The sequence below is a fragment of the Stutzerimonas stutzeri genome (assembly GCF_002890895.1).
Classification (GTDB): domain Bacteria; phylum Pseudomonadota; class Gammaproteobacteria; order Pseudomonadales; family Pseudomonadaceae; genus Stutzerimonas; species Stutzerimonas stutzeri_AB.
Genome location: NZ_POUL01000004.1, coordinates 360327 through 374027, shown reverse-complemented (window position 1 = coordinate 374027; position 13701 = coordinate 360327). Strand labels below are relative to the sequence as shown.

Here is a 13701-nt window from a genome sequence, read left to right as displayed (position 1 = left end):
CCGCACAGCCCCCGCTGGCTCGCAGCGGGGGCTTTCTGTCAGCTCTTCTTCTGAGCGAACAGTGAGTCGAGGTGCTGCTCGAATGCGTGGTAGTTGATGCGATCGTAGAGCTCCATGCGCGTCTGCATGGTGTCGATCACATTTTTCTGAGTACCGTCACGGCGCAGCGCGGTGTAGACATTCTCGGCCGCCTTGTTCATGGCGCGGAACGCCGACAATGGGTAGAGCACCAAGGACACTTCGACGCCGGCCAGCTCTTCGGTGGTGTACAGGGGCGTTGCACCAAACTCGGTGATGTTGGCCAGAATTGGCGCCTTCACGCGGTCGGCGAAGGTCTTGTACATCGCCAGCTCGGTGATGGCCTCGGGGAAGATCATGTCGGCACCCGCTTCGATGCAGGCCGCGGCGCGGTCCAGTGCGGCATTCAATCCTTCCACCGCCAGCGCATCGGTACGCGCCATGATCACGAAACTGTCGTCGGTACGTGCATCAACAGCCGCTTTGATGCGGTCGACCATTTCCTGCTGGGTGACAATTTCCTTGTTCGGGCGATGGCCGCAGCGCTTAGCCCCAACCTGATCCTCGATATGGATCGCCGCCGCGCCGAACTTGATCATCGACTTGACGGTACGCGCCACGTTGAACGCCGAGGAGCCAAAACCGGTGTCGACATCTACCAGTAGCGGCAGGTCGCAGACATCGGTGATGCGACGCACATCGGTCAGCACATCATCGAGACCGGTGATACCGAGGTCCGGCAGCCCCAGCGAGCCCGCGGCAACGCCGCCGCCGGACAAGTAGATGGCCTTGAAGCCGGCGCGCTTGGCCAGCAAGGCGTGGTTGGCGTTGATGGCGCCAACGACCTGCAGCGGATGCTCGCTGGCCACCGCGTCACGGAAACGCTGACCGGGGGTAGGAAGTGTCATGCCTCACCTCTTGGTTGTGATGTCTGTTGTTGAGCAGCCAGGTAGTGCCGCTCGATATTGCGCTTGGAAGCGCAGATGTGGCGCCGCATCAGCAGCTCCGCCAGCTCGCCGTCACGGTCGGCGATGGCATCGAGAATCCGGTGGTGTTCGGCGAACGCCTGACGCGGGCGGTTGGGCGTTGCGGAAAACTGGATGCGGTACATACGGACAAGTTGATACAGCTCGTCGCACAGCAACTTGGCCAGCGTGCGATTTCCGCTGCCCTGGATAATCCGGTAATGGAAGTCGAAGTCGCCTTCCTGCTGGTAGTAGCCAACGCCGGCCTGGAAGGCCTCATCGCGTTCGTGGGTGCTCAGTACCTTGCGCAGGTCTTGAATTTCCGCCTCGCTCATACGCTCGGCCGCCAGGCGACAGGCCATGCCTTCCAGTGACTCACGGATCTCGTAGAGCTCGATCAGCTCGGCATGGCTGAGCGACACCACCCGTGCGCCAACATGCGGCACGCGAACCAGCAGCTTCTGCCCTTCCAGCCGGTGAATCGCCTCGCGCAGTGGCCCGCGACTGATGCCGTAGGTACGCGCAAGCTCAGGCTCCGATATCTTGCTACCGGGCGCGATGTCGCCTTTCACAATGGCCGCCTGAATCCGTCGAAACACGTGCTCGGAGAGGGTTCCGCTGTCCACCTGATCGAGGCGGGGGACTTCCAGCGCATCCAGCATATTGTTGACACCTCAGCCGTTTATGGCCACAACTTAGCCCTGGAAACACGCCTGGTCAATGATACAAAAGTAGATTGTCGACAATCAGCTTGCCGATAGTGAGGTCGCCTGGACCCATGGCGCCGCAGTACGGCTTGAGCCTAGCTTCGTGATCTGCCGCCCATGCTAGAATGCGCCGCTATATACGCCACGTCCGGCGCTCGCTCCGACGTGCTTCAGCCTGGCTCGTTGTTCCGGCCGCTTTTCCGACTCGACTACCTGGATTTATGAGCACCAAAACCCGCCTTCTATTGCTCTGCCTCTTAAGCGCCCCGCTCTTGTCACAGGCCGATGACAAAACGATCTATGGCCTGAATGAGCACGTGGCATTGCCGGATTTCGGTCTGGAGGTGCCAGCCAAGCTTGATACCGGTGCCCAGACTGCCTCGCTCAGCGCGCGCGACATCGAGCGCTTCAAGCGCAACGGAAAAAGCTGGGTGCGCTTTTACCTGGCTATTGATGAAGCCCATGACCGTCCCATCGAACTCCCGCTGCAACGCATCAGCAAGATCAAACGCCGTGCGGGTGACTTCGATCCAGAGGAAGAAAAAACCTATACGCCGCGCCCGGTTGTTGAACTCAATTTGTGTATGGGCAAGGCAAAACGCAGCATCGAAGTGAACCTCACGGACCGAAGCGCATTCCAATACCCACTTTTGATCGGTTCCGAGGCGCTCTCTCGCTTCGGTGCCTTGGTCGACCCTGACCTTAAGTACGCTGCTGGCAAACCCGGCTGCATTATCGAATCTGACGCTGACGAGTAACCCCATGCGCGCACTTACCCTGCACCTGAAAATCCTGATTCTTTTGCTCGTCTCGCTGGGCATCGCAATCACCGCCTACCAGATCTTCATCTTGGGCATTCCGGTGACTGAAGATGAAACCGATGACCTTTGGAATATTGACGCCAAAGTCGAATTCCAGGCCAACCCGCGCGAGCCGGTGAAGCTGCAGATGTACGTACCGCCGCTAAATCAGGAATTCGTCAGCCTCAATGAGAGCTTCATTTCCAACAACTATGGCGTGAGCATCAATCGTGCCGATGGCAACCGCCGGGTTACCTGGTCAGCGCGGCGCGTCAATGGCAAACAGACGCTGTACTACCGACTGGTACTGACCCGACGCTATAGCGGTGAACAAACCAAGGCTACCGGCCCGATCTTCCGTGACAGCATTCCGGTTGAAGGGGCTGAGAAAATTGCGGCAGAAGCATTGCTATCACCCATTCGCCAGCATTCGGCAGACGTTGAAACCTTCATCAGCGAAGCCATCAAGCGGGTCAACAATGCCAATGACGACAACGTCAAGCTGCTGCTTGGCGGTGACGCTTCGACGCCCAACAAGGCAAGGGTGATCGAGCTATTGCTGTCCATAGCCCACGTTCCCATGGAGCGCGTACACACGGTTCGCCTGCAGGCCGACATGGCGCAATCTCCGGAGCTCTGGCTGCGGAGCTTCAACGGTGACAAGTGGCTGTACTTCAATCCGGAAACCGGTGAGCAAGGCCTGCCGGATGACCGCCTGGTCTGGTGGACTGGCAACGAGCCGCTGATGAACCTCGAAGGCGGACGTAACCCGCAAGTCACCTTCACGCTAAACAGCAGCGAGATGAACGCCATCCGCCTGGCAAAGCTGACTGACGAAAACACCGACGCAGACTTCCTCGAATATTCGCTTTACGGACTGCCACTGCAAACCCAGCAGACGTACCAGATCATGATCATGATTCCGATCGGTGTTCTGGTGATTCTGATTCTGCGCAACCTTGGCGGCCTGCAGACACTTGGTACCTTTACACCAGTTCTGATTGCTCTGGCCTTCCGTGAAACCCAGATCGGGTTCGGCATCATCCTGTTCACCGTCATCACGGCAATGGGCCTTTCGCTGCGCTCGTATCTTGAGCATTTGAAACTTCAGATGCTGCCACGCCTGTCAGTGGTGCTCACGTTCGTCGTGGTGCTGATCGCGGTGATCAGTCTGTTCAGCCACAAGCTTGGGCTCGAGCGCGGCCTATCCGTTTCACTGTTCCCCATGGTCATTCTGACCATGACCATCGAGCGCCTCTCCATCACCTGGGAAGAACGTGGCGGCGGTCATGCATTCAAGGTGGCGGTCGGTACGCTCATCGCAGCGGCGCTGGCATTCCTGCTGATGAATATTCCGGAGCTGACCTACTTCATGTTCACCTTCCCGGCAGTGCTGCTGATCATGGTTGGCTTCATGCTTGCGATGGGTCGTTATCGCGGCTACCGCCTGACCGAACTGTTTCGTTTCAAAGCCTTTTTGAAGGATTGAGCCATGTTCGGTCTAATCAAGACGTGGAAGGCACTCGAAGCCAAAGGCATCATGGGCATCAATCGCCGCAATGCGGACTACGTGCTCAAGTACAACAAGCGCAACCTGTATCCGATCGTCGATGACAAGATCATCACCAAGGAGCGAGCAATCGAAGCCGGTATCGATGTCCCGGAGATGTACGGGATCATCGAGACCGAGCGTGATATCGAAAAGCTCAAGGACATCGTCAAGGACCACACCGACTTCGTGGTCAAGCCGGCACAGGGTGCCGGCGGTGACGGCATCCTCGTCATCGCTGATCGCTTCGAGGGGCGTTATCGAACGGTGTCAGGAAAGATCCTGACTCACGACGAGATCGAGCATCAGATCTCCAACATCCTCACCGGGCTGTATTCGCTGGGTGGGCACCGCGACCGCGCTCTGATCGAGTACCGCGTGACCCCCGACCCGATCTTCAAGAGCATCAGCTACGAAGGCGTGCCGGATATCCGCATCATCGTCCTGATGGGCTACCCGGTCATGGCCATGCTACGTCTGCCAACTCGGCAGTCCGGTGGCAAGGCCAACCTCCACCAGGGTGCAATTGGCGTCGGAGTGGATCTGGCGACGGGCATCACGTTGCGCGGCACCTGGCTGAACAACAAGATCACCAAACACCCAGATACCACCAACGCCGTAGACGGCGTACAACTGCCAAACTGGGACGGCTTCATGAAGCTTGCAGCCGGCTGCTACGAGCTTTGCGGCCTTGGCTACATTGGTGTGGACATGGTACTGGACGAGGATAAGGGACCGTTGATCCTCGAACTCAACGCGCGCCCGGGCCTCAACATTCAGATCGCCAACGACTGTGGCCTTACCCACCGCGCGCATGCCGTGGAGAACCGCGTCGAGGAGCTCAAGAAAAGCGGGGGGCAGGAAACCCCAGAAGAGCGCGTGCGATTCGCTCAAGAGCTGTTTGGCCACATCCCGGCTCACGATTAAGCCATAGCCCGGTCTATTGGCCGGGTCACCCCCCGAACGAAACACATCATGCCCCTCTGCACGCTTCACGCCCTTCCCTATCGCCCCGATCCAGCCTTTTGGTTCGAGCGCATTCGCCAAGCGCCAGGCGCGGTGCTGTTCGACTCTGGCCGCCCGGTGGCAGAACGCGGCCGATTCGACCTGCTCAGCGCCTGGCCAATACAGGTGTTAGACCCGAGCGCGTCGGAAACAGGGGACGCATTTTTTTCAAGACTACGCGAGGCGCTCCGTTCACTGGGTGATGCCGAAGTGCCGTCGGGCATTGACCTACCCTTCATCGGTGGCCTGCTGGGCTATCTCAGCTATGACTTCGGCTCACAACTGGAAAAGCTGCCTGATCATGCTGCCGATGACCTGGGCCTACCGCACGCCCGGTTCGGCGTCTATGCCTGGGCCGTAGTGAACGATCACCAGCGTCAAACCACGCATCTGGTCTTTCATCCGTCATTGGTCCAGGCGGAACGCAGTCGCCTGACCGCCTTGTTCGAGGCTGATTGGGCATCTCCACCCTCGACGTTCAGCTTGTCGTCAGCTTTCGTCGCGGACCTGCTGCCCAGCGAGTATCAAGAAGCTATATCGCGCATCCAGCGGTATATCCAGGCAGGTGACTGTTATCAGGTGAACTTCGCCCAACGGTTTCAGGCGATCTATAGCGGCGATCCGTGGCAGGCGTTCCGCCTCTTGCGCGACGCCTGCCCGACCCCCTTCGCCGGTTTCATGACGATGGAAGAAGGCGCAATTGCAAGCGTCTCCCCTGAGCGTTTCTTGCGCGTGAGTGACAGGACAGTCGAGACCCGCCCGATCAAGGGCACCCGTCCAAGAAATCTGGACCCGGAAAGCGATCTGGCTCAAGCCGACGCGCTGATGGCCAGCACAAAGGACCGGGCAGAGAACCTGATGATTGTCGACCTGCTACGCAACGACCTGGGCCGCAGCTGTGAGATCGGAAGCGTACGGGTTCCGGAGCTTTTCTGCCTGGAAACCTACCCCAATGTGCATCATCTGGTTAGCAGCGTCACGGGCCGACTCGATCCGAACAAGGATGCGCTTGACCTGCTCACCGGTGCCTTTCCGGGCGGATCGATTACAGGCGCACCGAAGATTCGGGCCATGGAAATCATCGATGAGCTAGAGCCGACTCGCCGCTCCATTTACTGTGGCTCACTGCTCTATCTGGACGTGCGTGGCGAAATGGACAGCTCTATTGCGATCCGCACTCTGCTGTTCCGCAAGGACGGCGTGTATTGCTGGGGCGGCGGCGGAATCGTGGCTGACTCGGCGTGGCAGGCCGAATATCAGGAGACGCTGGACAAGGTGAGCGTGTTACTGAGAACCCTGGAGACGACGCTGGCGTCATAGGCTCCACGGGTCTTGGACAGCTACCGTGGAGCCTGGTCGTTTATAGCGTCAGCTTGCGGTTGGATGCCTTGATGAATTCTTGCTTGAGCGCGTCGAACGTATGCACCGCGGGAAACTGAGGGAACTCGCGGATCACGTTGTCCGGTGCGTGAAAGAGGATGCCAGCGTGCGCCTCGGAGAGCATGGTGGTGTCGTTGTACGAATCGCCTGCTGCGATGATGCGGTAGTAGAGGCTCTTCAGCGCAATGACCGACTGGCGCTTGGGGTCCTTCTGACGAAGCTGGTAATCCACGACGCGATCCGATTCGTCAGTGATCAAGCGATGGCAGAGCAGCGTCGGAAAACCTAGCTGACGCATCAGCGGCTGCGAAAACTCGTAGAAGGTGTCCGACAGAATGACCACCTGGAAACGCTCACGCAGCCAGTCCACAAACTCGATGGCACCATCCAGCGACTGCAATGTGGCAATAACCTTCTGGATGTCCGATAGCTTCAGGTTGTGCTCATCCAGAATACGCAGCCGCTGCTTCATCAGTACGTCGTAATCAGGGATGTCGCGCGTGGTTGCCCGCAACGATTCGATTCCAGTGGCCTCAGCAAACGCGATCCAGATTTCCGGAACCAATACCCCTTCAAGGTCGAGACAGGCGATTTCCACGGACGCGCTCCTTACAGCAGAAAAATTGAAGCGGCACTCTAACGGCAAGGTCCCTGCGAAGCAACGCGCTGCTTATGCCACAAAGAATGGGCTTTCTTCCTTAAACGTTATTTAGGGTAATAAAGACTCTTTGTTACCATCGCGCAGCAGAGCGCTAAGCGCCAACCAAGGAAGCCGCCTGATGAGCCAAACCATTGATACAGCTGAGCTGGCAGCCTCATATGCCGGCAAATCTCCGCAGGACATACTCAAACTTGCCTTCGATCTCTTTGGGGATGATTTGTGGATCTCCTTCAGCGGAGCCGAGGATGTCGTATTGGTCGACATGGCCTGGAAGCTGAACAAGGACGTGAAAGTGTTCAGTCTCGATACCGGACGACTGCACAGCGAAACCTATCGGTTCATCGAGCAGGTCCGCGAGCACTATTGCATTCCCATCGAGTTCATGACGCCAGACCCGGCGTTGTTGCAGCCGATGGTTAACGAGAAGGGACTGTTCAGCTTCTACCGAGACGGCCATGGCGAGTGCTGCGGGATTCGCAAGATCGAACCGCTTCGCCGCAAGCTGTCAGGCGTGCGCGCTTGGGCGACGGGCCAGCGCCGCGACCAAAGCCCGGGAACACGCAGCCAGGTTGCGGTTCTGGAAATCGACAACGCGTTCTCGACAGCCAACCACAGCCTGTACAAGTTCAATCCGCTGGCACAGATGACCAGCGAAGAGGTCTGGGGTTATATCCGTATGCTCGAGCTGCCCTTCAACAGCCTGCACGAACGTGGGTTTATCAGCATCGGATGCGAGCCTTGCACACGCCCAGTGCTGCCAAATCAGCATGAGCGAGAGGGGCGCTGGTGGTGGGAAGAGTCGACCCAGAAGGAATGCGGCCTACACGCCGGGAACCTGATCGCTAAAAACTAACGATCTACGCCGGGATCTCTCTATCAAGGGGCTTTAAAACGGCCCCTTGCCGAGCCTGGCGTACTGTTGTCGGTTCAACGGATGGGATGGCGGTCGAATTAGAAGGTCGGTAGGTCGACATCCATGAACAATTCGTCCAGCTCCACTTTGTTTTTGCATTGCACAGCTTTCTCAAGCATTTCTCGATCAAGATGCGGGGCAAAGGTTTCGATGAAGTCACACATGAAGCCGCGCAGAAAGGTGCCCCGACGAAAACCGATTTTGGTCACGCTGGGCTCGAACAGCTCGCTGGCGTCGAGCACGACCAGATCCGGGTCGAGCTTCGCGTCGACAGCCATGCGCGCGACGATTCCGACACCCAATCCCAGACGTACATAGGTCTTGATGACGTCGGCATCGGCGGCGGTAAACACTACCTTTGGCGACAGGCCCCGGTGGCTGAACGCTTCATCCAGCTTGGATCGCCCGGTAAAGCCAAACACGTAGGTCACGATTGGATGTTCGGCCAAGGCTTCCAGCGTGAGCTTCTGCAGCTTGGCCAACGGATGCCCCTGGGGCACAACAACGCAACGGTTCCAGCGATAGCAAGGCATCATCACCAGGTCGCCGAACAGCTCCAGCCCTTCAGTCGCAATGGCGAAATCGACGGTGCCGTCAGCCGCCATCTCGGCAATCTGCATCGGCGTGCCCTGATGCATGTGCAGCGAGACATCCGGGTATTGCTTGATAAATGCACTGATCACCGGCGGCAGAGCGTAGCGCGCTTGCGTGTGGGTTGTGGCGATGCTGAGCGTGCCGCGTTTTTCGTTGGAGAACTCCTGCGCAATCTGTTTGATGCTTTCGCATTTGCGCAGAATTTCTCCAGCGGTGGTAATTATTCGCTCGCCGGCGGGCGTAACCCGGGTCAGATGCTTCCCACTGCGCGCGAATACCTCCACGCCCAGCTCGTCTTCCAACAGCCGGATTTGTTTGCTGATACCGGGCTGTGAAGTGAACAGGCTTTGCGCCGTTGCCGAGACATTGAGGTCATGGTGCGCCACCTCCCAGATGTAACGCAGTTGCTGAAGCTTCATAGAGATCCCTCAAAGGCCAATGGCGCCCGGACGCCACCCATGTTTTTATAACGTTATGCACCAGAACTGAGAAATTCTAGGCCATTTCCATATGAATCGCCGGTAGGCCGCTGCTTGATCTGACATACCAGCGCGGTAAGCCTGACGCGTCAGTCCAGTCGAGCCACCTACCAAATCACACCTCACCCGCCGGCCACAGGCCTCGAGTCATGGCTGGACTTGATTGAGCTTAGCAGCCGGGAATCAAATCACTATGCACCGAGCCCGCCCTGCCACCTGCCGCGCCGGGGGGGGGGGGGGCAGGCCAGGTTGTCAGTGCGTGCGCGCCGACAAAAAACGCAGAGCTTGATACAGCGCTTCTGTTTTAGGCATCGCGAAACCTGCATCTGCCGCAGCGGCCAGCGGAGCAGCATAGATCGCATCGAGCTCCATCGGGCGCCCCTGCGCATGATCGTGGTACATGCTCGGCAGATAATCGGGCATTTTATCGGTGAACGTCATCATTCGATCCACAAGCGCATCGGGTAGAGGTAGGCCACAGGCAGCGGCGGCGCCGCAGGCTTCCAACATAATCGATTTGACCAAGGCTCGGCTGTCGGGGTTTGACATCAAGGGTGCTGTGCTGGCATCGAGCAGGACGGAGAGACCGTTATACGGCAGGTTCCACACCAGCTTCTGCCACCGCGCCTGTGCGAGATTCGTGGCTGCATTAGAATCGATGCCCGCCTCGCGAAACATGGCAACCGCTTCTTCTACCAGCCTCTGCTGATCAGCTTCACTGGCCGGCCCGGAATGGTAACCAATGTTTACCCCGCCTAGTGCCTGATGCTCGACGACACCCAACGCCGAGCGGTGCGCACATATCAAACAGAGGCCACCCAGCAGATGAAGGTCACTCGGAAGCGCTTGGCGCAAGGTCTCCTCGACGCCCAGACCGTTCTGCAACACCACGACCTTGGCGTCTTCCGCCGCAGCCTCGGCGATCAGGGGGGCCAACTCCTTATTACTGGTGCTTTTCGCTCCGATCAACAACCAGTCGCATTTGGGCATCTGGGCGGCAGTGCGATACGCCTGGACCGAGTCCAGGTGCATTGAGCCATGCACCGCGCTGTTTATCTGCAAGCCGTTCTGCAGGACCGTCTCGTACTCGCTTCGCAGAAGAAAGTGCACATCGTATCCCGCCCGAGCGAGCATCGCGCCGTAAAAGCCGCCAATGGCGCCTGTACCAATGATTCCGATTCGAATGTTGGGAGCAGTCATGCAAGGACTCCAGCGGCAGATCAGTGAAGCGCCATGATGGGGGCGCGAATAAACGACCACCTTATCAGCGTCCACAGACAGCGCCCAGTGGCTATAAACAGCGGCATGACAGAACAGGTACCAGCGATATCCGGCCAGCCGTCCGACTTCAAGATGATTGTCGAGGCAACGCAATACGCGATAAGGTTCCGCTCCCCGCTGCGCCCTCAAGCTCTGCTCCGCCGCACCGGGATTGGCTGGCGGACGGCATCTGTGACCCCGACGAGAACACGATGGCTGATTTACCGATCGACGACCTTAACGTTTCTTCCAACGAGACACTGATCACTCCAGATCAGTTGAAGCGTGAAATCCCGCTGACTGCTGCTGCGTTGGCGACCGTCTCCGAAGGGCGACAGGTGATACGCAACATTCTCGACGGCAAGGATCATCGCCTGTTCGTCGTGGTGGGACCCTGCTCGATTCATGACCTGAAGGCCGCGCATGAATATGCCGAACGCCTCAAGGTGCTGGCCGATAAGGTCTCCGATAGCCTGTTTCTGGTCATGCGGGTGTACTTCGAAAAGCCACGCACGACAGTCGGCTGGAAAGGCCTGATCAATGATCCTTACATGGACGATTCGTTCAAGATTCAGGATGGCCTGCATATTGGCCGCCAGTTACTGCTCGACCTCGCCGAGATGGGTTTGCCAACTGCTACCGAAGCCTTGGACCCGATTTCCCCACAGTACCTGCAGGACCTGATCAGCTGGTCGGCCATCGGTGCACGTACCACCGAATCCCAGACACACCGAGAAATGGCCTCCGGCCTGTCCTCTTCGGTGGGTTTCAAGAATGGCACCGATGGCAGCCTGACGGTTGCAATCAACGCGCTGCAGTCGGTTTCCAGCCCGCACCGTTTCCTGGGCATCAACCAGTCCGGCGGAGTTTCCATCGTCACCACCAAAGGCAACGCCTACGGTCATGTTGTGCTGCGTGGCGGGAATGGCAAGCCGAACTACGATTCGGTCAGCGTTGCAGTATGTGAACAGGAATTGAGCAAGGCTGGCATCAAGCCGAACATCATGGTCGACTGCAGCCACGCCAATTCAAACAAGGATCCAGCCTTGCAACCACTGGTGATGGACAACGTGGCCAACCAGATCCTAGAGGGCAACAATTCAATCGTGGGTCTGATGGTGGAAAGCCACCTGGGCTGGGGCAGCCAGCCCATTCCCAAGGACTTGAACGATCTGAAATATGGCGTCTCCATCACCGATGCCTGCATCGACTGGGAAGCCACCGAAAAAGCGCTGCTCGGCATGCACACGAAGCTGAAGGACGTTCTGCCTAAACGCGCCCGCAACTGACGCTGTCAGAGTTGGAAAAAACGCCGCTTGCCGGCGTTTTTTTATTCCCGGTCAGGACCGTCCGCACCACCAGCCTGCCGTTCGATATACCACTCAACATACGAGCAGGACGGAATAACCGTATATCCCTCGCGCTCGGCGTATTCCAGCGCATGCCGGGTCAACACCGCAGCTACACCTCGACCACGAAGCGCATCGGGCACGAAGGTTCGATAGATATCCAGCGTCTGCTTGCCTAGATCAACATAGGCCAGATAAGCGCGATGGCCATCCACGACTGTCTCGAACTGGTGACTCGTTCGATCATGATGGATATTCAGCTGTTCGGTCATCTCGCCTCCTCAGCAGGCTGGACCTGCCATGATTGTCTGGAAGTTACGTGGATCACGCTCACGCACTCTCCGTTTTTATTGTTAGCTGGACGACGCATGCTACCGCCAGGCAAGACTTCGCTTCAATTGCTTAAATCATCAGCGCGCTGCAATGAACCGAATGGGCTGTAAACAAACGGTCAACGCCGATAAAAACTGCAACTTTTCGGCACTCGCACCGGTCCATGTAGCGAGTGCAGCGTTGGCGCTGATTGTTTTTCAATCAGTTCGGCCAGCAGATGCAGTTAAAAGAATGAGCATGCAGAAAAAATGTGGTAGCAGCTGCTTGGCTCAGTTTACTTAGCGCAACTAATCGGTAGTATGTGCGCGCCAACTTTCCATAACGGGAGTTGCCATGGATTTCATCCTTAAGGGGAACACGATGAACAACGTTCTGAAATTTTCTGCTCTGGCTTTCGCCGCAGTTCTGGCTACTGGTTGCAGCAACAGCATGACCAAAGAAAGCGAAGCCCGCCTGACCGCGACCGAAGACGCCTCCGCCCGCGCTCAAGCGCGTGCTGACGAAGCGTACAGCCGTGCCGACGAGGCTCTGCAGGCTGCTCAGAAGGCTCAGCAGACTGCTGACGAAGCCAATGAGCGTGCGCTGCGTATGCTGGAACGCGCCAGCCGCAAGTAAGCTTCAGGCAAAAAAAAGCCGACCTGCAATCAGGTCGGCTTTTTTATGGGCGCCTGGTTTTACAGACTCCATATGCAGGCTGCAAAATTCTAGAAGACGGGTTCTTCATGAGTGGCCAGAGCCTGGCCCTGCTCGGCGATCTGGATTGGCAGACCGTCCTCGCCCGCAATGATCTCACGAACCATTTCCCAGTCCAGCTGCAGCGAACCTGCAGGCTCGTCACGCTTGAGCAATGTGTTGATCACCACCGCATGCTTGTCCATGAGCGTCATCTTCTTTTCTTCGTCCTGGAGCGGAGTGTGCGCCTCCAAATAGACCTTGCCCTGGCTCACGCCAAATTTGTAAGGCTCATCGATGATCCGCACCGATGTTCCAACCTTAACCAATCCCGCCAGCTCCAACACGTTGTGGTTGAGCATACGGAAGCAACCATGGCTGACGCGCATGCCGATTCCGAATTTCTTGTTCGAACCGTGGATGAGATAACCGGGCAACGCCAAGCTCATCTTGTAAGGACCAAGCGGATTATTCGGCCCTGGCGGCACCACCTTCGGCAGCGGATCACCGTCGGCGGCGTGTTCGTCGCGGATAGATTGCGGCGGATACCAGGCCGGGTTGCTGGTCATCGCTGAAATCCGCGTGTTGCCAACGGGAGAACCCCAGCCTTCACGCCCAATGCCGAGCGGAAAGGTGTGCACCACGTTCTCGCCCTCCGGGTAGTAATAAAGACGGTACTCCGCAAGATTGATCACAACGCCTTCCCGCGGTCCGGGGGGCAGAATGTACCGAGTCGGCAGAATGATGTCGGTCCCCTCGCCTGGCAACCATGGGTCTACGCCCGGGTTTGCCGCAACCAATTCCAGATAGCCCAGATCATGTGTTTCGCCGAGCGCAGCGAAGGTGTCTTCGTACTTGGCCTTGATCACTTGGATCTGCCCGACGACGTCCTCGCCCTCTGGCGGCAGCGGTAATTCGAGTGCGACAGACTGGCTGGCCGAGAATAAAGCTGCGATAGACACACTGCAGGCGACTGCAAACGCACGCGAGAGCATTCAGGGGTTTCCTTGGGAGAG

At 57.8% G+C, this 13701-nt stretch carries 14 protein-coding genes; 7 read left to right on the top strand and 7 right to left on the bottom strand.

The features are described 5' to 3' along the window. Nucleotides 1-38: 38 nt before the first annotated feature. Nucleotides 39-926: a methylisocitrate lyase gene (gene prpB, locus CXK96_RS10080; RefSeq protein ID WP_102836315.1), complete on the bottom strand. Its 888-nt coding sequence runs from the start codon at nucleotides 924-926 to the stop codon at nucleotides 39-41. Next, a complete protein-coding gene (locus CXK96_RS10075; RefSeq protein ID WP_102836314.1) occupies nucleotides 923-1645 on the bottom strand; it encodes a GntR family transcriptional regulator in 723 nt (240 codons plus the stop codon). The genes prpB and CXK96_RS10075 overlap by 4 nt, the downstream gene beginning before the upstream one ends. A gap of 266 nt (nucleotides 1646-1911) precedes the next feature. On the opposite strand from CXK96_RS10075, the gene CXK96_RS10070 reads away from it, so the two are divergent. The 4 genes from CXK96_RS10070 to pabB are packed head-to-tail and all read left to right on the top strand — an operon-like array spanning nucleotide 1912 to nucleotide 6364. Continuing rightward, nucleotides 1912-2448, top strand: coding sequence for an ATP-dependent zinc protease (locus CXK96_RS10070; protein WP_102836313.1), 537 nt, complete (start codon nucleotides 1912-1914; stop codon nucleotides 2446-2448). A 4-nt stretch (nucleotides 2449-2452) separates the two neighbouring features. Continuing rightward, nucleotides 2453-3979 (top strand): inactive transglutaminase family protein, encoded by a 1527-nt coding sequence (locus CXK96_RS10065; RefSeq protein WP_102836312.1) that lies wholly within the window; start codon nucleotides 2453-2455, stop codon nucleotides 3977-3979. Between the two features lie 3 nt (nucleotides 3980-3982). After that, nucleotides 3983-4966, top strand: coding sequence for an alpha-L-glutamate ligase-like protein (locus CXK96_RS10060; RefSeq protein WP_102836311.1), 984 nt, complete (start codon nucleotides 3983-3985; stop codon nucleotides 4964-4966). A 48-nt stretch (nucleotides 4967-5014) separates the two neighbouring features. Next, nucleotides 5015-6364, top strand: a complete 1350-nt coding sequence (gene pabB, locus CXK96_RS10055; protein WP_102836310.1) for an aminodeoxychorismate synthase component I — start codon at nucleotides 5015-5017, stop codon at nucleotides 6362-6364. A gap of 40 nt (nucleotides 6365-6404) precedes the next feature. Here pabB and thrH read toward each other — a convergent pair whose 3' ends face one another. Then, nucleotides 6405-7022, bottom strand: a complete 618-nt coding sequence (gene thrH, locus CXK96_RS10050; RefSeq protein ID WP_102836309.1) for a bifunctional phosphoserine phosphatase/homoserine phosphotransferase ThrH — start codon at nucleotides 7020-7022, stop codon at nucleotides 6405-6407. A 181-nt stretch (nucleotides 7023-7203) separates the two neighbouring features. On the opposite strand from thrH, the gene CXK96_RS10045 reads away from it, so the two are divergent. Further along, nucleotides 7204-7938: a phosphoadenylyl-sulfate reductase gene (locus CXK96_RS10045; RefSeq protein ID WP_102836308.1), complete on the top strand. Its 735-nt coding sequence runs from the start codon at nucleotides 7204-7206 to the stop codon at nucleotides 7936-7938. A 98-nt stretch (nucleotides 7939-8036) separates the two neighbouring features. On the opposite strand, the gene cysB is transcribed toward CXK96_RS10045, so the two are convergent. Further along, nucleotides 8037-9011 (bottom strand): HTH-type transcriptional regulator CysB, encoded by a 975-nt coding sequence (gene cysB, locus CXK96_RS10040; RefSeq protein ID WP_102836307.1) that lies wholly within the window; start codon nucleotides 9009-9011, stop codon nucleotides 8037-8039. A gap of 312 nt (nucleotides 9012-9323) precedes the next feature. Continuing rightward, nucleotides 9324-10271, bottom strand: coding sequence for a putative 2-dehydropantoate 2-reductase (locus tag CXK96_RS10035; protein ID WP_102836306.1), 948 nt, complete (start codon nucleotides 10269-10271; stop codon nucleotides 9324-9326). A gap of 272 nt (nucleotides 10272-10543) precedes the next feature. Here CXK96_RS10035 and CXK96_RS10030 point away from each other — a divergent pair, with 272 nt between their 5' ends. Then, nucleotides 10544-11620, top strand: a complete 1077-nt coding sequence (locus CXK96_RS10030) for a 3-deoxy-7-phosphoheptulonate synthase (RefSeq protein WP_102836305.1) — start codon at nucleotides 10544-10546, stop codon at nucleotides 11618-11620. A 41-nt stretch (nucleotides 11621-11661) separates the two neighbouring features. Here CXK96_RS10030 and CXK96_RS10025 read toward each other — a convergent pair whose 3' ends face one another. After that, nucleotides 11662-11952, bottom strand: a complete 291-nt coding sequence (locus CXK96_RS10025) for a GNAT family N-acetyltransferase (RefSeq protein WP_102836304.1) — start codon at nucleotides 11950-11952, stop codon at nucleotides 11662-11664. 421 nt (nucleotides 11953-12373) lie between these two features. Here CXK96_RS10025 and CXK96_RS10020 point away from each other — a divergent pair, with 421 nt between their 5' ends. Continuing rightward, a complete protein-coding gene (locus tag CXK96_RS10020) occupies nucleotides 12374-12628 on the top strand; it encodes an Lpp/OprI family alanine-zipper lipoprotein (protein ID WP_029404583.1) in 255 nt (84 codons plus the stop codon). An 89-nt stretch (nucleotides 12629-12717) separates the two neighbouring features. Here the strand turns inward: CXK96_RS10020 and CXK96_RS10015 are convergent, their stop codons facing one another. Beyond that, nucleotides 12718-13680: a L,D-transpeptidase family protein gene (locus CXK96_RS10015; RefSeq protein ID WP_102836303.1), complete on the bottom strand. Its 963-nt coding sequence runs from the start codon at nucleotides 13678-13680 to the stop codon at nucleotides 12718-12720. Nucleotides 13681-13701 lie beyond the last annotated feature (21 nt).